The organism is Enterobacter sp. V87_3, assembly GCF_029967835.1.
In the GTDB taxonomy this organism is placed as follows: domain Bacteria; phylum Pseudomonadota; class Gammaproteobacteria; order Enterobacterales; family Enterobacteriaceae; genus Enterobacter; species Enterobacter cancerogenus.
Genome location: NZ_JASCAM010000022.1, coordinates 120197 through 141391, shown reverse-complemented (window position 1 = coordinate 141391; position 21195 = coordinate 120197). Strand labels below are relative to the sequence as shown.

Here is a 21195-nt window from a genome sequence, read left to right as displayed (position 1 = left end):
GCCGGGGGATGTTTATAACCGAGTGGCGCTGAAGTAGTGCTCAGGCTTCGCAATACGCTCCTGCGCCGCCACAACCTGTAATTCGTACTCATGCATGTCTTTGGTGGCAATCATAATTTCATACACGGCTGCAGTGACATGCTCAAGCGCATCGCGCAGGGTTGCGCCCTGCAGCAGTTTCACCAGCAGTAAACCGCTGGTCACGTCCCCCACCCCAACCGGCTGACGCGCGCCGAAATCCACCAGCGGTCGGCTGATGTGCCAGGCGTCTTCCTTCGTCACCAACAGCATTTCAAAACGGTCCTGGCTTATCCCTGCGCGCGCGAGGTGTTTCACCAGGACAATCTCCGGCCCCTGAGCAATCAGTTCGCGGGACGCGCTTACCGCCTCGTCGACGCTATTGACCGGGTGCTCGCAGAGGATCTCCAGTTCGATCAGGTTTGGGGCGATGATATCGCTCGCAGGTAGCGCGTGGCGCACGTGAAACTCCGCCACGCCGGGCGCGACGATGCAGCCTTTCTCAGGATGCCCCATCACCGGATCGCAGAAATACTTTGCTGACGGGTTCGCAGCTTTAACCTGGCGTACGATGCCAAGGATGTGCTCACCCTGCTCTGCGGAGCCAAGATAGCCGCTCAGCACGGCGTCACAGCGCTTGAGCTGGTCGATATCAGCAATGCCCTGCACGATCTCCGTCAGATGGGAAGGCGGCATCACGCAGCCGGTCCATTTGCCGTATTGCGTATGATTAGAAAACTGAACGGTATTAAGGGGCCAGACGTTGGCACCGAGGCGGCGCATGGGGAATTCCGCAGCGCTGTTACCCGCATGGCCAAAAACAACGTGGGACTGAATGGCGAGGATATTCTTCATTTTTTGCTTACCACTACCCTGAACAAACAAAAGGGGCGTGGTTTCCCACGCCCCTGGCGACATTTTTTAATTACTTCCAGCACACCAGACAGTAGTTTTTCTTACCGCGACGCAGCAGCGTGTAGCGGCCATACAGACGGTCCCCTTCAACGAAGGTGTATTCCGGGTCGGCCTGTTTTTCGCCGTTGATGGTGATGGCGTTAGAGGCGATGGTTTTACGTGCCTGGCCGCGGGACGGCTGCAGCTCGGAATCCACCAGCGCCTGCATCAGGTCTGCACCTTTTTCCATCTCAACCATCGGCACGCCATCCTGCGCCAACTGTTCGAAGTCCGCTTCGCTTAAATCGCTCAGGGTGCCGTTGAACAGGCTTGCCGTAATGCGTTTTGCGGCCGCCAGACCTTCTTCGCCATGAACCAGTTTGGTCACTTCGTCCGCCAGCACGTACTGCGCGCGTGGCGCTTTACCGCTGTTTTTGTCTTCTTCTTCAAGCGCATTGATCGCCTCAATATCCATGAAGGTGAAGAATTTCAGGAAACGATACACGTCGGCGTCGGCGGTGTTGATCCAGAACTGATAGAACTTGTACGGGCTGGTTTTCTTCGGATCGAGCCATACCGCGCCGCCTTCGGTTTTACCAAATTTGGTGCCGTCGGCTTTAGTGATCAGCGGTACGGTCAGGCCAAAGACCTGATTCTGATGCAGACGACGGGTCAAATCGATACCGGAGGTGATGTTCCCCCACTGGTCGGAACCGCCAATTTGCAATGCCACGCCGTGCAGTTTGTTCAGGCAGGCAAAGTCATAGCCCTGCAGCAGGTTGTAGGAAAACTCGGTAAAGGAGATGCCCTGATCGTCACGATTCAGACGCTGCTTCACCGCTTCTTTGTTTATCATCTGGTTAACAGAGAAGTGTTTGCCGATGTCGCGCAGGAAGGTCAGCACGTTCATGCCACCAAACCAGTCATAGTTATTCGCGGCAATAGCGGCGTTGTCACCACAGTTGAAGTCGAGGAAAGGGGCAACCTGTTTGCGGATTTTATCCACCCACTCCTGCACCGTGTCTTCAGTGTTCAGTTTACGCTCAGCGGCTTTAAAGCTTGGGTCGCCAATCAGACCGGTCGCGCCGCCCACCAGTGCGACCGGCTTGTGGCCCGCCATCTGGAAGCGTTTCAGGCATAACAAGGGAACAAGATGCCCCAAATGCAAGCTGTCAGCGGTGGGATCGAAGCCGCAATAGAGCGCGATCGGGCCTTGCGCCAGTCGCTCTGCTAACGCTTCTTCGTCCGTCACCTGGGCCACGAGGCCCCGCTCTTGCAATTGTTTAATCAAGTTACTGCTTGCCATCAAATTCTCCATGTATAAACGACTGCACCTTTGCCGGTACACGACTTTTCGCCTGGTGCGAAAGGAACATAGAATAAAGCGCTGGCGCACGTTGCGCTAGCGCTTAAAACAACAAATTTCGGGGTTTAGGGTGCCAGTCTGTCAATTTTCCAGCCGTTGCTCTCGCGCTGGTATAAAAAGCGGTCGTGCAGGCGATGCTCGCCCCCCTGCCAGAATTCCATCTGTTCGATGGGGATGCGGAACCCGCCCCAGAAGCTCGGTAACGGCACTTCGCCCTGCTGGAATTTCTGTTTTAACTCGAGGAATTTGCTTTCAAGCACGCCGCGCGCCGAAATGCGGCTGGACTGCTTAGAGACCCACGCGCCAATCTGGCTGTCGCGCGGACGGCTATGGAAATACTTCACCACCTCCAGCGTCGAGAGGCGTTCGACTTTACCGGTGACCATCACCTGACGCTCCAGCATGTGCCAGGGGAACAGCAGGCTAATACGGGGATTGCGTTCGAGATGGTGCGCCTTGCGGCTGCCAAGATTGGTATAGAACACCAACCCTTTTTCATCATAATGCTTGAGCAACACGATGCGCTGGTAAGGCTGGCCGTTTTCATCAACCGTGGCAACAACCATGGCCGTGGGGTCAGCGAGCTTAGCCTCGCAGGCCTGTTTCAGCCAGCGCTCAAAAAGCGCCAGCGGTTCAGCGGGAAGATCCTGGCGGCGAAGACCGCCTTTGGTGTATTCACGGCGCAGGTGCGCAATTTGCTGCAGTTCGTCGTTATCTGACATGGCGTTAGCTGAAATAGACTTAGGGTGGCGCTATTGTGCGCCGCCCCTGTGAAAATCTCAACGCTTCGGATTTTCTAACTGGCAATTGTTCAGCACGATACGGTCGCGTTTATAGACCGTGGCGCTGTCGCCTTTCGACCAGAAGACATAGATCCCATCTGTATAGCGGGCACCTGAGGCCGACATGCCCTGCTTGAGGGTCAGGAGTTTATTGTCATAAATAAAGCTCGCTTCCTGACGCGGGTTGTTCAGCTTCACGGTGAGCGGTTTTTCATCACAGCGATACTCCAGCGTATCGGTCTGCATGCGTTCAACGAACTGGTTATAGGCACTGCATCCTGCAAGTAAAAAAGGCAGAGTAATAAGAAGAAGTTTTTTCATGGCGTGTTCCGTCGACTTTTCTGATCCCGGAGGGCGTTATCACCCTCCGGCTTTTCGTCATATTCTAACGGCTGGCCGCAGCACTGAAATTCAGTTAACTCTGATTATGACGAGGATTTGCGGGGTAAATCGCCCCCAGCACGCTGGCTTCACGCGCGCCGGTAACGGACGGTAAATTGCCCGGCAGGCCGGCAACGGTACGCCACGCAAGCCAGGCGAAGGCCAGAGCCTCCATATCATCCCCGCTGATCCCGGCCTCATCCGTGGTCGAGACTTCGGTGCCTGGCAACAACCCGGCGAGACGTGCCATCACCAGCGGGTTACGGCTGCCGCCGCCGCACACCAGCAGTCGCTCGCATCCGCCGCTGAGCATGACCTGTTCAGATATCGAGACAGCGGTCAACTCCACCAGCGTGGTCTGGACGTCCTGCGCGGCCAGCGCCGGGAACGGCGCCAGCTGGCGCTCCAGCCAGCCATAGTTGAAATATTCACGGCCGGTGCTTTTAGGCGCAGGAAGCGAAAAATAGGGATCGCTTAACATGGATTGCAGGAGCGGCAGGACAACTTTACCTTCGCTCGCCCACTGCGCGTCCTTGTCGTAGGGTTTGCCGCACTGACGCCAGATCCAGGCATCCATCAGCATATTGCCTGGCCCCGTATCGTACCCGCGTACCGGCTGGCCCGGGATCAGCATCGACAGGTTGGCGATCCCGCCAATGTTGAGCACCATCCGACGTTCGCTGGGGTGTGCCAGCAGCGCCTGATGGAAAGCTGGAACCAGCGGCGCGCCCTGCCCGCCAAGGGCAATATCCCGTCGACGAAAATCGCCCACAACCGTGACGCCGGTTTTCGCTACGATCTGGTTGTTATCGCCAATTTGCAGGGTATGCGGCGCGTCGCCGGTCGGTTCATGCCACACCGTCTGACCGTGGCAGCCAATCGCCACGATATCCTGCGGCTGCAGGTTTTCCTTGTGCATAAGCGCCAGAACAGCATCCGCGAACAGCGATCCCAGGCGGACGTCCAGTTGCCCAAGCTGTGACAGCGTCAGCTGCTGGCCCTGACAGATGTTCAGTATGTCCTCTTTCAGCGAGACGGGGATCGGCCACGTCAGGCTTGCCTGCTGGGCCACCATGTTTTCATCTATCGCGGCCAGAACGACATCAACACCATCAAGACTGGTGCCTGACATCACGCCTATGTATCGACCCGATTTCATGCGCTTTCCTTAGGTTGCGTGGTCTTAGGATAAATACTCAACCACAATCCGGGGGGCTTTTCTATGCGGCGATAATATTTTTTAACAATGTCAGACACGTACCACAGAGATTTTTGTTTATGTCTCGTTAAGCCAATTTCAAGTACACTTTTCTTATTGTGCATACAAAGTTATGAACGTTGGCCTCTTATGCCATATAATTTAGCCATTACGGATGCCCGAACCGGGCGTTGTTGGTGAACAGGAGATTCAAATGATTTTACGTGTACTGGGCGTTTCGCTGATTGGTTTAACACTGGCTGGTTGTGTGAATGACAGTTCACTCTCTGGCGACGTTTATAGCGCGTCTGAAGCTAAACAGGTGCAGAACGTCACCTACGGTACGATTGTCAATGCACGTCCTGTACAGATCCAGGGTGGTGATGACAGCAATGTCGTCGGTGCAATCGGCGGTGCCGTTCTGGGTGGTTTCCTGGGTAACACCATCGGTGGCGGGACAGGTCGTTCACTGGCCACCGCGGCGGGTGCTGTTGCCGGTGGCGTAGCAGGCCAGGGCGTACAGGGTGCCATGAACAAAACTCAGGGTGTTGAACTGGAAATCCGTAAAGATGACGGTAACACCATCATGGTTGTGCAGAAGCAAGGCAGCACCCGCTTCTCTGCAGGCCAGCGCGTCGTGATTGCCAGCAACGGCAGCCAGGTGACCGTTTCTCCACGTTAATTTAATAAAGGATACGGTCTACAGGCCGTATCCTTTATCTCACATGAATATCTGTCATCCGTTTTAATTGCTAAAACATATTCATCTTATTCATAATTACTTCCCATAATATATTGCTCCTGCGCAAAGTAATTTGCGCATATCATCGCTAAACTCGCCGCCTTTATTCATTTTTTTGTTAAGATTATTATGCTTGCGATTGGTCGATATGTAAAAAATAGATACATTCCTTTCTTTTTGGGGAGCTTTTTTGTTATAGGGATATTACATTTCCTGTTTTTGCAACTCGTTAAACACGTCCCCTCTTTTTCACCTTTGTTATTCCCCACGCTGACCATTTTTTTGCTGGTCTTTCATTCGGTTATCGCCTGCTTTATGGTGATGAAATACTGGTGTGACAAACGGCGGTTGTATCTTGTCGCTATCGCGCTTGCCTTTACCGGCTCTGCGTTGCTGATGGTCGGGACGCTCACCAGCTTTCCGGCGTGGCTGAACCTCTATCAGTTCAGTACCATCAACTATAACGATGCGATGATCTATTACATGTTTCGCCATATCCTGATGGCGGTGTTGTTTATTGTATCTGCCCTACTGTATGTCGTACGTGATGTTCCCCTTTCGCGCATGACGCATACTTCTCTTTTTTTTGGCATGCTTCTTTTTACCGTAGTGATCATTGCCCTCGCCTGGTTTTACTCCAGCCATTCGTCGTTATTCTCCCTGGATCTGATCGATAATGAAACCCGACATTTTATGGCTATCTGGAACCGGGTGATTAACATTATCTTAATCGTGCTGTGGGTTGCGACGTTTGTCACGCTGATGATTATTACCCGGATACGTAATATGTTTTGGGTCAGCGGTAATTTCTTATCGTTGTGTTATATCGGGACGCTTTTGATGATGCTGATAGCCGGGCAGGCTGAAGATATTTCCTGGTATCGTGCGCGTTTATTTGAGACCATTGCCACGCTGTTGATTATATTTGTTCTGCTTTATGATGTATTTAATCTCTACCGCGAATCGCATTTGAAGTATCAGCAGTCTTATCAAAACTCCATACGTGACCCTCTTACGCGTCTGTACAACCGCAGTTACTTTTACGACGCCCTCAACCATTCGCTGCGCAGCGCGAGCCGTACCCAGCCGGTTTCCGTTGTCGTAAGCGATCTCGATCGCTTCAAGCGTATCAACGACTGCTACGGGCACCTTCAGGGCGACAAGGTATTAAAATTTGTCGCCAGGCTGCTGATGGACTCGGTGCGACCGGATGACATTGCTGCGCGTATCGGGGGCGAAGAGTTCGTTCTGATGCTGGCGAATACCCCGCCGGACACGGCTCGCCTGGTGGCGGAGCGGATCCGCGAGAAGCTCAGCAGTTTCGATAAAAACAGCAGCGAGGGGCAACTGCCTGAACCCATTACTATCAGCATGGGTGTCTTTACGGCGACGTCAGCCGAAACGACGGCGGAAACGTGCGTGGAGTGCGCCGATAAGGCGATGTATGAAGCGAAAGAGATGGGTCGCAACCGGGTGGTGGTTTACCTGTGAAAAAAAGGCCTTGCTGATGCAAGGCCTTTTTACAGGATCAGTCGCGCGACTGCAGTTCGTGGATGTTTTGCTCGAGGCGAGCAACAAGCCCGATGAGCATCTCCAGTTCCTCAGGTGAAATCCCGGAGAGGATTTCCCCCCGCGTCTTGCTGATGACGGCCTCCATCTCGGTGATGATTGGCGCGGCTTTTTCAGTCAGTTTAATCCGCTTAGCGCGTCGGTCGCTGGCGCAGGTTTGACGGGATATCAGTCCCTTCTCCTCCAGCTGATCGAGCGTACGTACCAGCGAAGGCTGTTCAATGCCGATCGCCTTTGCCAGTTGAATTTGTGACTGGTCGGGCGGAAGCTGATGGATGTTATGCAGCGTAACCCAATGCGTCTGTGTCAATTCCAGAGGTTTCAGGCGATGGTCAATCAGAGCACGCCAGACGCGTACCAACCTTGCCAGATCAGAACCTAATGGCGATTCCAATTTCATCTCCTTATAATTAGCTTGCTAAGTTATTATACTGATTTTAGAATAGTGTGCAGCATTTGTATTGCCAAAACAAATGCAATACTGCATACAGCCGATGTTGTCAGTATGATTTACACTGAATATTCATGCGTCGTCATGTAAAAACAGGCCACCGTGGCATTTTCCTCACTGCAAAGGATCTCTGCTCGTGACGTTCTCGTTAAGCTCCGCGGGATTACCCCTCCAGGACCTGGTTGTCGGAGCATCCGTCTATTTTCCGCCGCTGTTTAAAGCTGTCCTGCTGGGCTTTTTAATCTGGCTTGTGGCACACCGCGTGCTGCGCGACTGGATGTATTCCGGCGAAATCTGGCATCCGATGCTGATGGATCTCTCCCTCTTTGCTCTCTCCGTGTGTCTTGGCCTTGCCGTATTGGTTGTGTGGTGAATATGTCCCTGAAAACGCTTAAATACTTTTCCACTCTTTTGGTTCTGGTGCTGGCACTCATCGCGGGTTGGTGGATGTGGAACTACTACATGCAATCGCCCTGGACGCGGGACGGCAAGGTCCGCGCGGAACAGGTCAGTATTACCCCCCAGGTATCGGGCACGATCACCGCGCTGATGGTGAAGGATAATCAGTTCGTTAAACAGGGTGAGGTGTTGTTCCGCATTGATGAGACGCCTTTCCACATTGCGGTCCTCAATGCGCAGGCGCAACTTGCTAAAGCCCAGTCCGATCTGGCGAAAGCCAATAATGAAGCCAACCGCCGTCGCCATCTGTCGCAGAACTATATTTCGGCGGAAGATCTGGATACCGCCAACCTCAACGTAAAGGCAATGCAGGCCAGCGTTGAGGTGGCACAGGCCACGCTAAAACAGGCGCAGTGGCAGCTTACCCAGACCGTGGTAAAAGCGCCCGTCGACGGCTGGATAACAAACCTCTCCACCCGCGTGGGCGATTATGCCACCACCGGACAGCCGGTCTTTGCGTTAGTCGACAGCCACTCGTTTTATGTGGTCGGCTACTTCGAGGAAACCAAGCTGCGCCACATTCAGAACGGCGCGCCAGCGACCATAACGCTCTACAGCGGCTCGCAAACGTTACAGGGTCACGTCTCCAGTATCGGCCGCGCCATCTACGATCAGAGCGTCGAGGCCGATTCAGGCCTGGTGCCGGACATCAAACCTAACGTGCCCTGGGTGCGTCTTGCGCAGCGCGTGCCGGTCCGGGTGGAGTTCGATACCCTTCCGCAAGGCATAACGTTGGTATCCGGTACCACCTGCACTGTCTCAATCGGGTCACACTGATGAACCTGCGGGCGTTCTCCTGGCGCAATACGCCGTGGCTCAAAGCGACGCGCCCGCAATGGCGCTACGCCTTGCGCAACGGCATTGCGATGTGTCTGGCGCTTACCGTTGCGTATTATCTCAATCTGGATCAACCCTACTGGGCAATGACCTCGGCGGCAGTGGTCAGCTTCCCGACCGTCGGCGGCGTGATCAGCAAAAGTCTGGGCCGCGTCGCGGGGAGTTTACTCGGGGCTACGGCCGCACTGATTATCGCCGGACATACCCTGAACGATCCGTGGCTCTTTTTACTGAGCATGGCCGGATGGCTTGGGTTTTGCACCTGGGCCTGCGCGCACTTTACCAACAACGTCGCCTACGCTTTCCAGCTGGCGGGCTATACGGCGGCGATCATCGCCTTCCCGGTCGTCAACGTGCTGGACACCACCGAGTTGTGGGACATTGCCCAGGCGCGCGTCTGTGAAGTTATCGTTGGGATCTTGTGTGGCGGGGTGATGATGATGATCCTGCCCAGTACCTCAGACGGTACCGCGCTTATCACCGCCCTGAAGACGATGCACGCGCGCCTGCTGGAACACGCCAGTCTGCTGTGGCAGCCCGACACCAACGATGATATTCGCCTGGCACATGAAAAGGTCATCGGGCAGATCCTGACCATGAATCTGCTGCGCATTCAGGCGTTCTGGAGCCATTACCGCTTCCGCCGCCAGAACACGCTCCTGAACTATCTTCTGCATCAGCAGTTGCGGATGACCAGCGCCATCTCCAGCCTGCGCAGGATGCTGCTGAACTGGCCCGACTCGCCTGTACATACCCGAGAGGTTATCGATACGCTGCTCGCCACCCTCGCCCGACCGGATGCGGATATCTATACCGTGGCGCGGATTATCGCCCCGCTCGCCCCAACGGATGAATATGACTATCGCCACCGGGCCTTCTGGCAGCGCCTGAACTATTTTTGCCGGCTCTATCTGCGCAGCAGCCGCTGGATCCGGGCGATTGAGAATGCCACGCCGATAACAGAATTCGCCGTACCGGGCAGCCCGGCGCTGGCGCGCCATACCGACTATATGGAAGCCTTGTGGAGCGGGTTTCGCACCTTCTGTGCGCTGACGCTGGTTGGCGCATGGAGCATCACCACCCAATGGGAATCCGGCAGCGCCGCCCTCACTCTGGCCGCCATCAGCTGCGTGCTCTATTCCGTCGTCGCCTCGCCGTTCAACTCGCTGACGCTGCTGCTTCGCACGCTGGTGCTGCTGTCCTTATTCAGTTTTGTCGTCAAGTTTGGGTTGATGGTGCAGATAAGCGATCTCTGGCAGTTTCTGCTGTTTCTCTTTCCGCTATTAATCACCATGCAGTTGCTGAAACTGCAAATGCCGAAGCTGGCGGGCCTGTGGGGACAGCTGATCGTCTTTATGGGGTCATTTATCTCGGTCACAAATCCACCGGTCTATGATTACGCTGACTTCCTCAATGACAATCTGGCCAAAATTTTAGGCGTGGGGCTGGCGTGGTTAGCGTTCGCCGTGCTGCGTCCCGGGTCCGATGCCCGTAAAAGCCGCCGTCATATTCGGGAGTTACGCAGGGGGTTCGTCGATCAGCTCAGCCGCAGACCGCATCTGCGCGAGAGCGAGTATGAGTCGCTGGTGTATCACCACGTCAGCCAGCTCAATAACAGTCAGGACTCCCTTGCCCGCCGCTGGCTGCTTCGCTGGGGCGTGGTATTGCTGAACTGTTCGCATGTGGTCTGGCAGCTGCGTGCCTGGGAGACGCGTTCCGATCCGCTGTCGCAGGTTCGGGATGTCTGTATCTCTCTGCTGCGGGATGTCATGAGCGAGCGTGGCGTTCAGCAGCGGTCGCTTAGCGTCACGCTCGCCGAACTGCAGCGCATTTGCGATACCCTGGCGCGCCATCATTTGCCTGCGGCGCGGGATTTAGCGTCGATAATCTGGCGGCTGCACTGTTCGCTGTCGCAGCTCGAACAAGCGCCGCCGCCGGGTACGATTGGCGATCAGATCACCCCGCAGGCGTAGCGTGCTCCCCCGCCGCCAAGCGGTTTAGGCTGATCGGACATGTTATCGCCACCAACGTGGATCATCAGCGACTTACCTTTTACCTCGTCCAGCTTTTTCAGCCGTGGCGCGGTAACGGGGTCCGTGGCTTTGCCATCGTTATTCACGACAAGCACCGGCAAGTCCCCTAAGTGCCCCATTCCTTCCGGGCCTTCATGCTTTCCGGTGTGCTCAGGATCGAGGTGGCCGCCCGCCGCTTCTGCCGCCGACGCTTTACCCTCTTTTATCGCGGGCTGACAACTGCCGTTGGCATGAACATGGAAGCCATGTTCACCGGGAGGAAGCGCTTTGAGATTGGGGGCAAACTCCAGTCCTTTGTCCGTTTCGGTGATGGTCACCGTCCCGATGGACTGGCCAACCCCCTGAGAGGTGACGAGATTCATTTCTACTTCATCGCTGGCTGCCTGCGCGCCTGCGCAAACAGCCAGTGCCACTAATGCCAGAGCAAAACGTTTCATGTAACCTCCGTTAATTATTTTTTGCTCCTTAAGTTTAAACCAGGAGCAGAGAAATCACCGGAAATTCACCGCGTTACCCGATCACGGAACGTCGTAACCGAGCGCCGCCTTGCGAATACGGAACCACTGCTGGCGGGTCATCTGCAGTTCTTCAGCGCCCAGCGCGGCGCGCACGCGCTCAATCTTGCCGGAACCAATAATTGGCAGCGGTTTTGACGGCAGACGCAGGATCCACGCGTACACCACCTGCTCAATGCTCTCAGCGTTGAGTTCACGGGCAACGGTTTCCAGCTCATCACGCAGCGGCTGGAAGGCTTCGTCATTGAACAGCCGTCCGCCGCCGAGGCAAGACCACGCCATAGGACGAATGCGCAACTGCTGCAGCTGGTCGAGCGTGCCATCCAGCAGCAGCGGCTGGTGAACCGGTGAAATCTCAACCTGATTAGTCGCCAGCGTGAACGGCAGACGCGACTGCAGCAGCGCGAACTGGGCTGGCGTAAAGTTCGAGACGCCGAAGTGGCGCACTTTGCCGCTCTGATGAAGATTGAGGAACGCTTCAGCCACCTCATCGGCATCCATCAGCGGATCGGGGCGGTGAATTAACAGCAGGTCGATATGGTCTGTGGCCAGGTTCACCAGCGACTGCTCGGCGCTCTTAACGATGTGTGCGCTGTCGGTGATGTAATGGCCGAGGGCATGTTCAGGTTTTGCCGTGGTGGCGATACCGCATTTCGTCACGATCTCCATTCTGGCACGCAGCGCAGGCACACGTTTCAGCGCCTCGCCAAAGGCCGCTTCACACGCATAGCCGCCATAAATATCAGCATGGTCGACGGTGGTGATGCCAAGATCGAGGTGTTCTTCAATAAAGCTCGCCAGCTGGGGAGCGGACATATTCCAGTCCATCAAACGCCAGTAACCCATCACAAAGCGGGAAAATTCCGGGCCCTGCGGGGCAAGAGTAATACGCTGAACCATAACAATTTCCTCAGAGAAGTTATGTCATCAGTATACGCAATTACCTTGCTAAAACAGTGAAGGTTGCTGGGGTTCTTCGCTTTCAACCGCTTTGTTTGCGCGTAATTTGCGCAGGAGTCGCTGCCGGCACAGGCGAAGCACCTCCTGCTTTTGCGGATCGCTTAAATGTTGCCAGTTGAACCGTTCATCGCGGGTACGCATACAGCCGCGACAAAATCCGCGTTCATCCGACTGGCAAATCCCCCGGCAAGGGCTCTGGACGGGGAAAAACTCCAGCTGCTCTGCCACACACACCTCCGCAAACCGTTTATCACCTACAGTGAAGACGCTAAACACGGCGTCTGCAAGGGCTTTACCACAGAAATGTGGCATTAAGGTTTCACTAATCTTCCCGCCTTATACTCAACACATCACTATAAAGAATGGTTTGTTAATGATGTGGTTTGCCAAAAAGTTACACTGTAACGATATGAAGTTCACGCTCGGTTGTGCTCTCTTCTTCACCGCGCTAAACGCGTTGTTCATTCACCGCAGCTGGCAGATTATTGCCCCTGCTCATCTGCACGACATGCTGTTCGCAGCGTCTGTTCCGCTGGTGCTGTTTTGCGGCTGGGTCATTGTCTTCAGCCTGCTGAATATCCCGTTTATCCGCAAGCCGCTGATGATCATCCTGACCATGGGATGCGCCGCCGCCACCTACTTTATGTATACCTACGGTGCGGTTATCGACCAGAACATGATCGTCAACGTATTCGAAACCAATTCCCAGGAAGCCACCGCGCTGCTGACGCCGCAGATCGTGTTGTGGATTGTCATTGCAGGGGTGGTGCCGTCGGTGGTGCTGGCTCTGACGACGATCCGCGCGGGGAAATGGTGGTACGCCCTGCTCATGCGGGTCGCGGCCATGCTGGGCGCGCTGCTGGTGATCGTGCTGATCGCCTCCGTGTTTTATAAGGACTACGCCTCGTTATTTCGTAATAACAAAAGCATTGTGAAAATGGTCACCCCGGCGAACTACGTCAGCGCTGTTATCAAATACAGCAAAACCCGCTGGTTTGCAGGCAATCAAACGCTGGTGCGCATCGGGGAGGATGCCCATAAAGGGGCGCTGATTTCCGGTCAACCGAAGAAAACGGTTCTGGTCGTGGTCGTCGGTGAAGCCTCACGTGCGGCGAACTACTCGCTAAATGGCTATGGTCGCGAAACGACCCCGGAGCTGGAAAAGCGAAAGGTGATTTCCTTCCCCCAGGCCTCGTCCTGCGGTACCGAGACCGCGGTGTCGGTTCCCTGCATGTTCTCCGGTATGACCCGAAAAAATTATGATGCCGATCTGGCCCATCACCAGGAAGGCCTGCTCGACGTGCTCCGCCATGCGGGCATCAACCTGCTGTGGCGTGATAATGACGGCGGTTGTAAAGGCGCATGCGATCGAGTGCCGCACACGGACATGACGCAGTGGAAGCTGGATACGTTCTGTAAAGACCAGTCCTGCATCGACGACGTCAACCTCTACCGTCTTGATAACGTGCTGGACGGGCTGAAACAGGACAGCGTTCTGGTCATACACCTGATGGGCAGCCACGGTCCGGCCTATTACAACCGCTATCCCAGCAGTTTCCGGAAATTCACCCCGACCTGTGATACCAATGAAATTCAGGACTGCGATCATCAGGCGCTGATTAACACCTACGACAACACGATTCTGTACACCGACAGCGTGGTCAGTAAAACCATCGACGCGCTGAAAGCGCGCCAGAGCAGCATGAATACGGCGCTGATCTACCTGTCTGATCACGGTGAATCGCTGGGCGAAAGCGGAATTTATCTGCACGGCACGCCGTACATGCTGGCGCCGGAACAGCAGACGCACATTCCGTTCGTGTTCTGGCTCTCCCCGGACTATGCGAAAAACTTTGGCGTTGATGAGCAGTGCTTACGTGATTATGCAGCAAAAAATGCGGTGTCACAGGACAACTTGTTCTCAACGGTGCTGGGGATGATGGACGTGAAATCAACGGTTTATCAGCAGCAACTGGATATTGTCAACGCATGCAGACACGAAATCGGCTTGCATTAGACCGAATGGTCTAATACAGTGCAGCGATGAGCAGATACACTGAACACGATACGCGCGAACATCTACTGGCTACCGGCGAGCGTCTTTGCATGCATCGCGGGTTTACCGGAATGGGGCTGAGCGAGCTGTTAAAAACCGCTGAAGTGCCGAAGGGATCGTTTTATCACTATTTTCGATCCAAAGAAGCCTTCGGCGTGGCGATGCTTGAGCGGCACTATGCCAGCTATCATCAGCGCCTCGCCACCCATTTTGCCCAGGGTGAAGGCAACTATCGGGATCGTGTGCTGAACTACTATCAGGAAACGCTGACCCAGTTCTGTCAGCAGGGCATTATCAGCGGTTGCCTGACGGTAAAACTTTCTGCCGAGGTGTGCGATCTTTCCGAAGATATGCGCGCAGCCATGGATAAAGGCGCCACGGGTGTTATCGCCCTGCTTGCACAGGCGCTGGAGAAAGGTCGCGACGAAAAAACGCTGGCCTTCTCCGGGGAGCCGTTAACCCAGGCGCAGGTTCTTTATGCCCTGTGGTTAGGTGCCAATCTGCAGGCCAAAATTTCTCGCAGTGCCGCACCGCTTGAAAGCGCCCTGGCGCATGTGAAATACACGATTACAGCGCCTGGCGTTTAGCAGGCGTTTTTTATTTACCTTGTTACTAGTCGACTGGTCTACTCAGGAGCCTTTATGTCCGATGAAAAATTATTTACCCCACTGAAAGTGGGTGCTGTTACTGCACCGAACCGCGTGTTCATGGCCCCGCTGACCCGTCTGCGCAGCATTGAGCCGGGTGATATTCCAACTCCACTGATGGGTGAATACTATCGTCAGCGCGCAAGCTCTGGCCTGATCATCTCCGAAGCAACCCAGATTTCCGCTCAGGCGAAAGGCTACGCGGGCGCACCTGGCCTGCACAGCCCGGAGCAGATTGCCGCGTGGAAGAAAATCACCGCTGGCGTGCACGCTGACGATGGCCGTATCGCGGTACAGCTGTGGCACACCGGGCGTATCTCACACAGCAGCATCCAGCCTGGCGGCCAGGCACCGGTTTCCGCCTCGGCCCTGAGCGCCAATACCCGCACCTCCCTGCGCGATGAAAACGGCAACGCCATTCGCGTTGATACCTCCATGCCGCGTGCGCTGGAGCTGGACGAGATCCCGGGTATCGTCAATGATTTCCGTCAGGCGGTCGCGAACGCGCGTGAAGCCGGTTTCGACCTGGTTGAACTGCACTCGGCCCACGGCTACCTGCTGCACCAGTTCCTCTCCCCGTCTTCTAACCACCGTACCGACCAATACGGCGGCAGCGTTGAGAACCGCGCGCGTCTGGTACTGGAAGTGGTGGACGCAGTGTGCAAAGAGTGGAGCGCTGACCGTATCGGTATCCGCGTGTCCCCGATCGGTACGTTCCAGAACGTAGATAACGGCCCGAATGAAGAAGCAGACGCGCTGTATCTGATTGAAGAGCTGGCCAAACGCGGCATTGCCTACCTGCACATGTCCGAGCCAGACTGGGCGGGCGGTCAGCCATACACCGAAGCGTTCCGTCAGAAAGTGCGCGATCGTTTCCACGGGGTGATCATCGGTGCGGGCGCGTACACGCCTGAGAAAGCAGAAGATTTGATCAACAAAGGTCTGATCGATGCCGTTGCGTTTGGTCGCGATTTCATCGCTAACCCGGATCTGGTCGCACGTCTTAAACATAAAGCAGAGCTTAACCCTCAGCGTCCGGAAAGCTTCTATGGCGGCGGCGCGGAAGGCTACACCGACTACCCTACGCTCTAATCCCGTCATTGTGCATTGATAGCGGCGACATATCGCCGCTATACTAAAACATCGTTTCTGTTAAAAAAGATAATCCTTTCCATTGGTTAATGAGGAAATTATGCGCCTACTTCACACCATGCTGCGCGTTGGCGACCTGCAACGTTCTATCGATTTCTACACTAACGTACTGGGCATGAAACTGCTGCGCACCAGCGAAAACCCGGAATACAAATACTCGCTGGCCTTTGTGGGCTATGGCCCGGAATCCGATGAAGCGGTTATCGAACTGACCTATAACTGGGGCGTGGAGAGCTATGACCTGGGCAATGCCTACGGCCATATCGCGCTGGAAGTGGATAACGCAGCCGAAGCCTGTGAACGCATCCGCAGCAACGGCGGCAACGTCACGCGTGAAGCGGGCCCGGTTAAAGGCGGCACAACCGTGATTGCCTTCGTTGAAGATCCGGACGGTTACAAAATCGAGTTGATTGAAGCCAAAGACGCCGGTCGCGGTCTGGGCAACTGATCCCCAGGGCGCATTTGCGCCCTGTTGTTTTACTGCATCCCCTGCCAAAATTTGCCATAATGCGCACTGCTTTTTCCCCATGTAAGAGACCCTGATGTCCGATAACGCTCAATTTACCGGTCTGTGCGACCGTTTTCGTGGTTTTTATCCCGTTGTCATTGATGTAGAAACAGCCGGATTTAACGCTAAAACCGATGCGCTGCTTGAGATTGCCGCCATAACGCTGAAAATGGATGAACAGGGCTGGCTTACACCGGACACCACGCTGCATTTCCACGTTGAACCCTTCGAAGGGGCGAATCTGCAGCCCGAGGCGCTGGCGTTTAACGGCATCGATCCGAAAAACCCGCTGCGCGGCGCGGTGAGCGAGTACGACGCGCTTCACGCCATTTTTAAAATGGTGCGTAAAGGCATGAAAGATAACGACTGTAGCCGCGCCATTATGGTGGCGCACAACGCCACCTTCGACCACAGCTTTACGATGGCTGCCGCCGAGCGCGCCTCACTTAAGCGCAACCCTTTCCACCCTTTCGTAACCTTTGACACAGCGGCGCTGAGCGGTCTGGCGCTCGGTCAGACGGTGTTGTCAAAAGCCTGCATCACCGCAGGAATCGAATTTGACGGCACGCAGGCGCACTCCGCGCTCTATGATACCGAGCGCACAGCCGAGTTGTTCTGTGAAATCGTGAACCGCTGGAAGCGGTTAGGCGGCTGGCCGCTGCCGATGGGCGAGAACGACGCATAAAAAAAGCGACCGAAAGGTCGCTTTTTTACAGGGCTGGCAAGCTTACTCTGCGCCCGGCTCTTCGGTTTTGTACTTCGCCGCTGTCTCTTTGATCAGCTGCTGCAGTTCGCCACGCTGATACATTTCGATCAGGATGTCGCAGCCGCCAACCAGCTCGCCATCAATCCACAGCTGTGGGAAGGTCGGCCAGTTTGCGTATTTTGGCAGTTCAGCACGGATGTCAGGGTTTTGCAGGATATCAACGTAAGCAAAACGCTCACCACAGGCAGACAGTGCCTGAACCGCTTGCGCGGAGAAACCGCAGCTAGGCAGCTTCGGAGAACCTTTCATATACAGGAGAATCGGGTTTTCAGCGATCTGGCGCTGGATTTTTTCAATAGTGGTGCTCATGTTTTGCTTCCTTTAACTTCTGTTACGGCAATTGTCTGACATTGTAGCGGTTCAGACAGACATCGGAAAATAACATTTTAGTCACGTTTATATATTTTAACGTGTGTGGCTATAAGTTGCATTGAAAATGGTGCTTACCCTTTCTCACTCTAAGGTTTTGCTTAGGGAGTGAACAATAGTGCTACAGAACGATGAATTTTTTTGCACTTGCTAACGAAACACGTTTTTAGATTGAAAAATGCTATTAACTTCCCGGGTTTTTATAGATTAGAATCGACGGGCTTTGTAAATCACACGCGGGCATTATTGATGGCCTGCAATTATCAGGGGACTGCCCAGTGGCGCGGATAAATAAAATCTCGATCACGCTCTGTGCCTTACTGTTTACATCACTCTCATTCACGCCAGCGGCGAACGCCTCTGAACAGGCGCGGCATTCTGCTGTACAAAAAACGCATCTGGCGAAAACCACAGAACGTAAGAAAAAAACTCCCGGCAAGACCGTTAAGAAAAAAACCACCGCTCAGACCAAACAGACCGCCTCCAGCAAGACCAAATCGAAAACCAAAACCTCCCGCACCCACACGCGTAAAACTACCCAGACAGCCGCCAGGCTCGTGAGCGAAAAATGCACGGTGCGCAAGGGGCATAAATCGACGTGCACCAAAGCCACCAAACTCGCGGAAGTACATAAGGTGCGCATGCAAAAAGCGCAAAAGACGGCGATGAATAAACTGATGGGGCAAATTGGTAAACCCTATCACTGGGGAGGTTCCTCTCCGCGTACCGGTTTCGACTGCAGCGGCCTGGTCTATTACGCGTATAAGGATCTGGTGAAGTTTCGTATTCCCCGCACCGCGAATGAAATGTACCACCTGCGCGATGCGGCTCCGGTAAACCGTGGCGAACTCCAGAACGGCGACCTGGTATTCTTCCGCACCCAGGGCCGCGGCACGGCTGATCACGTTGGCGTGTACGTCGGCAATGGAAAATTCATTCAGTCTCCGCGTAGCGGCCAGGATATTCAGATCACCTCTCTCAGCGAAGACTACTGGGTACGCCACTACGTTGGCGCGCGCCGGGTCATGACGCCGAAAACCGTCCGCTAACCCCTGCCCTGCTACCGTCGTAGCAGGGTAAGCTCCTCTTTTGCATACCCTTTTAATCTGCTACTCTATCCTTGTTGTCTGTAGGGTTATTGGCAACGTATAAAACAATAAGGAGAGAAGCAATGTCGTTCGAATTACCTGCACTACCGTATGCAAAAGACGCCCTGGCACCGCACATTTCTGCGGAAACCCTGGAGTACCATTACGGCAAACACCACCAGACCTACGTCACCAACCTCAACAACCTGATCAAAGGCACCGAGTTTGAAGGCAAAACCCTGGAAGAGATCGTGCGTAGCTCAGAGGGTGGCGTGTTCAACAATGCCGCGCAGGTGTGGAACCACACCTTCTACTGGCACTGCCTGGCACCAAATGCGGGCGGAGAACCTGTTGGTGAACTGGCCGAGGCGATCAACGCGGCGTTTGGCAGCTTCGCGGACTTTAAAGCGAAATTTACCGACGCAGCGGTGAAAAACTTTGGTTCCGGCTGGACATGGCTGGTGAAAGAGGCCAACGGTAAGCTGGCTATCGTGTCGACGTCTAACGCTGGTACACCGCTGACCACCAGCGCCACGCCGCTGATGACGGTGGACGTGTGGGAACACGCCTACTACATCGACTACCGTAACGCGCGCCCTAACTATCTGGAGCACTTCTGGGCGCTGGTGAACTGGGAATTCGTGGCGAAGAACTTCGCCGGGTAAGAGACACGCAGAAGGGTTCGCCCTTCTGCGTTTTTTCCTATTTTGCAGCGCAGGCCGCTTCAGGCTGTTTTCGCCCTGACATCAGCACAAGCAGCAGGCCAAGCGCGGCCACAATCGCCCCCATCACGGGTACAAAGCCGTAACCCAGACCACCCGAGATCACCGCACCGCCCGCCGCAGCGCCCAGCGCATTCCCGAGGTTAAACGCCCCGATATTGACGGAAGAAGAGAGCCCCGGCGCCTCATGAGCAACACGCATCACGCGCATTTGCAGTGGCGGCACCACGGCAAAGGTCGCCGCACCCCAGACCACCATCGCAATCGCCGCCCCCACTTCAGTGCGCGCCAGCCACGGGATGGCCACCATAATCACAATCAGCAGGGTTAAAAAGCCTTTCAGCGTGCCGGTAACGGAACGGTCTGCCAGCTTCCCGCCAAGGTAATTGCCAATCGAGAAGCCCACGCCAATCAGCACCAGCATAGCGGTAATAAAGATCGGCGTAGCGTGAGTGATCTCATGCAGCACCGGTGAAATATAGGTATAGAGGGTAAACATCGCCCCGGCGCCCAGCACGGTGGTCAACAGCGCGGAAAGAACCTGAGGGCGCACCAGCACCGACAGCTCTTTGCGTACATCAGGGCGTTCTCCGGCGCTGCCCTTCGGCAGGGAGAAGAACAGGGCGGCCATCGCCACTACCCCAAGTGCGGCGGTGGCGAGGAACGACATGCGCCAGCCGATGACTTCACCGAGCCAGGTCGCCGCCGGTACGCCGCCAATATTGGCGATCGTCAGGCCCATAAACATGGTGGCGACCGCGCTGGCCTGTTTATGTTTGGGAACCACGCTGGCGGCAACGACTGATCCCAGCCCGAAGAATGCACCGTGGTTGAGGCTGGTCAGAATACGCGACAGCATCAGGGTGGTGTAGTCAGGCGAAATTGCGGAGAGCACATTGCCAAGCGTGAAGATCGCCATCAGGAAAATCAGCGCATTGCGACGCGCGCGGTGCGAGAGCAACAGCGTCATCAGGGGGGCCCCCACCATCACGCCGATCGCATAGGCGCTGATCAGCATACCGGCCGCCGGTATTGAGACGTCTACGCCCCGCGCGATAACGGGCAGCAAGCCCATCGGGGAGAATTCAGTGGTGCCAATCCCAAAAGCGCCAATCGCCAGGGCCAGCAAGGGGAAATTGATTTTCATGCGTTAACTCCGGATGCCGTGTCGCGTCGTGACACAGAACAATGAAGCCAAAAGCATGACATCAATCACAAAAAATGAGAAGTTAACATTTTGGCAAAAGATTTTTGCCAGAGGGGTAACAATCAGGCGAGGATGTGGAGGGAGACGCCTCTCCCTCCGCGTGAATCAGTGCAGCGCAGCCGTTAAACCACCGGCCACAATCAATGCCAGCACAATAACGGTGGTAACCAGCGAAAACTTCAGATCGGAACTCATCAATTTTTCTCCTTTTAATCACCCCACGAAAAGTGAGCTTGCTCATTTTTACACAGTTCAGGTCAAAAATCTTCCTGGTTTTAACCTGATATCCACTTTTGCTCTTCCCCTTTTCATCAAGATAGGACAAAATTCCACGCTAAATTTATTAGCGTACCGGCCATTGACCCCCTCCTGACGTCCTGTGTCGTTTTCCCGGCGTGTCGCAATTCAAGATTGCGTAATAAGGGTGAGAGAAGGCAAACGTTTACCTTCATGTTTATCAGGAGCTTAGGATATG

Annotated in this window: 24 protein-coding genes; 12 read left to right on the top strand and 12 right to left on the bottom strand. The window is 54.9% G+C overall.

Annotated features, from left to right (window positions below):
- Positions 1-12 precede the first annotated feature (12 nt).
- From pdxY to anmK, 5 genes are all read right to left on the bottom strand, one after another.
- A complete protein-coding gene (pdxY, locus tag QLG21_RS09975) occupies positions 13-873 on the bottom strand; it encodes a pyridoxal kinase PdxY (RefSeq protein WP_282484309.1) in 861 nt (286 codons plus the stop codon).
- 70 nt (positions 874-943) lie between these two features.
- The gene (tyrS, locus tag QLG21_RS09970) at positions 944-2218 is read right to left on the bottom strand and encodes a tyrosine--tRNA ligase (RefSeq protein WP_042319674.1); all 1275 of its coding nucleotides are present in this window, start codon (positions 2216-2218) and stop codon (positions 944-946) included.
- Between the two features lie 125 nt (positions 2219-2343).
- Positions 2344-3000, bottom strand: a complete 657-nt coding sequence (pdxH, locus tag QLG21_RS09965; protein WP_006174952.1) for a pyridoxamine 5'-phosphate oxidase — start codon at positions 2998-3000, stop codon at positions 2344-2346.
- A 57-nt stretch (positions 3001-3057) separates the two neighbouring features.
- On the bottom strand, positions 3058-3381 hold the full coding sequence (gene mliC / locus QLG21_RS09960; RefSeq protein ID WP_006174951.1) for a C-type lysozyme inhibitor: 324 nt from the start codon (positions 3379-3381) through the stop codon (positions 3058-3060).
- A gap of 94 nt (positions 3382-3475) precedes the next feature.
- Entirely contained in the window at positions 3476-4600 is a 1125-nt protein-coding gene (gene anmK / locus QLG21_RS09955; protein WP_006174950.1) for an anhydro-N-acetylmuramic acid kinase, read from the bottom strand.
- 253 nt (positions 4601-4853) lie between these two features.
- Between anmK and slyB the strand changes: the two genes are divergently transcribed.
- Both slyB and QLG21_RS09945 read left to right on the top strand, forming a co-directional pair.
- The gene (gene slyB / locus QLG21_RS09950; protein ID WP_042319672.1) at positions 4854-5321 is read left to right on the top strand and encodes an outer membrane lipoprotein SlyB; all 468 of its coding nucleotides are present in this window, start codon (positions 4854-4856) and stop codon (positions 5319-5321) included.
- 189 nt (positions 5322-5510) lie between these two features.
- Positions 5511-6872 (top strand): GGDEF domain-containing protein, encoded by a 1362-nt coding sequence (locus QLG21_RS09945; protein ID WP_282484308.1) that lies wholly within the window; start codon positions 5511-5513, stop codon positions 6870-6872.
- 37 nt (positions 6873-6909) lie between these two features.
- Here QLG21_RS09945 and slyA read toward each other — a convergent pair whose 3' ends face one another.
- Complete coding sequence (gene slyA / locus QLG21_RS09940) at positions 6910-7350, bottom strand: transcriptional regulator SlyA (RefSeq protein ID WP_006174947.1); 441 nt, start codon at positions 7348-7350, stop codon at positions 6910-6912.
- 187 nt (positions 7351-7537) lie between these two features.
- Here slyA and QLG21_RS09935 point away from each other — a divergent pair, with 187 nt between their 5' ends.
- Genes QLG21_RS09935 through QLG21_RS09925 form a run of 3 tightly spaced genes read left to right on the top strand, consistent with a single transcriptional unit; the run spans position 7538 to position 10670 of the window.
- Entirely contained in the window at positions 7538-7774 is a 237-nt protein-coding gene (locus QLG21_RS09935) for a DUF1656 domain-containing protein (protein WP_006174946.1), read from the top strand.
- A gap of 2 nt (positions 7775-7776) precedes the next feature.
- Positions 7777-8637: an HlyD family secretion protein gene (locus QLG21_RS09930; protein WP_282484307.1), complete on the top strand. Its 861-nt coding sequence runs from the start codon at positions 7777-7779 to the stop codon at positions 8635-8637.
- Positions 8637-10670 carry an FUSC family protein gene (locus tag QLG21_RS09925; protein ID WP_282484306.1) on the top strand — a complete coding sequence of 678 codons (2034 nt, stop codon included), beginning with the start codon at positions 8637-8639 and terminating at the stop codon, positions 10668-10670. Before QLG21_RS09930 ends, QLG21_RS09925 begins: the two co-directional genes overlap by 1 nt.
- On the opposite strand, the gene sodC is transcribed toward QLG21_RS09925, so the two are convergent.
- The 3 genes from sodC to QLG21_RS09910 form a co-directional block, all read right to left on the bottom strand.
- Positions 10649-11167, bottom strand: coding sequence for a superoxide dismutase [Cu-Zn] SodC (sodC, locus tag QLG21_RS09920; protein WP_006174943.1), 519 nt, complete (start codon positions 11165-11167; stop codon positions 10649-10651). The two genes, QLG21_RS09925 and sodC, sit on opposite strands and share 22 nt — an antisense overlap.
- 81 nt (positions 11168-11248) lie before the next feature.
- Positions 11249-12145, bottom strand: a complete 897-nt coding sequence (locus tag QLG21_RS09915) for an aldo/keto reductase family oxidoreductase (RefSeq protein ID WP_058608937.1) — start codon at positions 12143-12145, stop codon at positions 11249-11251.
- 48 nt (positions 12146-12193) lie between these two features.
- On the bottom strand, positions 12194-12433 hold the full coding sequence (locus tag QLG21_RS09910) for a DUF1289 domain-containing protein (protein ID WP_006174941.1): 240 nt from the start codon (positions 12431-12433) through the stop codon (positions 12194-12196).
- Between the two features lie 148 nt (positions 12434-12581).
- Between QLG21_RS09910 and eptA the strand changes: the two genes are divergently transcribed.
- From eptA to rnt, 5 genes are all read left to right on the top strand, one after another.
- Positions 12582-14222: a phosphoethanolamine transferase EptA gene (gene eptA / locus QLG21_RS09905; protein WP_282484384.1), complete on the top strand. Its 1641-nt coding sequence runs from the start codon at positions 12582-12584 to the stop codon at positions 14220-14222.
- A gap of 26 nt (positions 14223-14248) precedes the next feature.
- On the top strand, positions 14249-14848 hold the full coding sequence (locus QLG21_RS09900) for a TetR/AcrR family transcriptional regulator (protein WP_282484305.1): 600 nt from the start codon (positions 14249-14251) through the stop codon (positions 14846-14848).
- A gap of 54 nt (positions 14849-14902) precedes the next feature.
- On the top strand, positions 14903-16000 hold the full coding sequence (locus tag QLG21_RS09895) for an alkene reductase (protein ID WP_282484304.1): 1098 nt from the start codon (positions 14903-14905) through the stop codon (positions 15998-16000).
- A gap of 100 nt (positions 16001-16100) precedes the next feature.
- Positions 16101-16508 carry a lactoylglutathione lyase gene (gloA, locus tag QLG21_RS09890; protein WP_006174937.1) on the top strand — a complete coding sequence of 136 codons (408 nt, stop codon included), beginning with the start codon at positions 16101-16103 and terminating at the stop codon, positions 16506-16508.
- Positions 16509-16602: 94 nt separating this feature from the next.
- On the top strand, positions 16603-17253 hold the full coding sequence (gene rnt, locus QLG21_RS09885) for a ribonuclease T (protein WP_006174936.1): 651 nt from the start codon (positions 16603-16605) through the stop codon (positions 17251-17253).
- 42 nt (positions 17254-17295) lie between these two features.
- Here rnt and grxD read toward each other — a convergent pair whose 3' ends face one another.
- Positions 17296-17643, bottom strand: a complete 348-nt coding sequence (grxD, locus tag QLG21_RS09880; protein ID WP_006174935.1) for a monothiol glutaredoxin 4 — start codon at positions 17641-17643, stop codon at positions 17296-17298.
- 338 nt (positions 17644-17981) lie between these two features.
- On the opposite strand from grxD, the gene QLG21_RS09875 reads away from it, so the two are divergent.
- Both QLG21_RS09875 and sodB read left to right on the top strand, forming a co-directional pair.
- Entirely contained in the window at positions 17982-18752 is a 771-nt protein-coding gene (locus QLG21_RS09875) for a C40 family peptidase (RefSeq protein ID WP_006174934.1), read from the top strand.
- A gap of 122 nt (positions 18753-18874) precedes the next feature.
- A complete protein-coding gene (gene sodB / locus QLG21_RS09870; RefSeq protein WP_006174933.1) occupies positions 18875-19456 on the top strand; it encodes a superoxide dismutase [Fe] in 582 nt (193 codons plus the stop codon).
- 37 nt (positions 19457-19493) lie between these two features.
- On the opposite strand, the gene QLG21_RS09865 is transcribed toward sodB, so the two are convergent.
- Together QLG21_RS09865 and QLG21_RS09860 are read right to left on the bottom strand one after the other, a co-directional pair.
- Positions 19494-20660, bottom strand: coding sequence for an MFS transporter (locus QLG21_RS09865; RefSeq protein ID WP_006174932.1), 1167 nt, complete (start codon positions 20658-20660; stop codon positions 19494-19496).
- 165 nt (positions 20661-20825) lie between these two features.
- The gene (locus tag QLG21_RS09860; RefSeq protein ID WP_042319665.1) at positions 20826-20915 is read right to left on the bottom strand and encodes a YnhF family membrane protein; all 90 of its coding nucleotides are present in this window, start codon (positions 20913-20915) and stop codon (positions 20826-20828) included.
- Positions 20916-21195 lie beyond the last annotated feature (280 nt).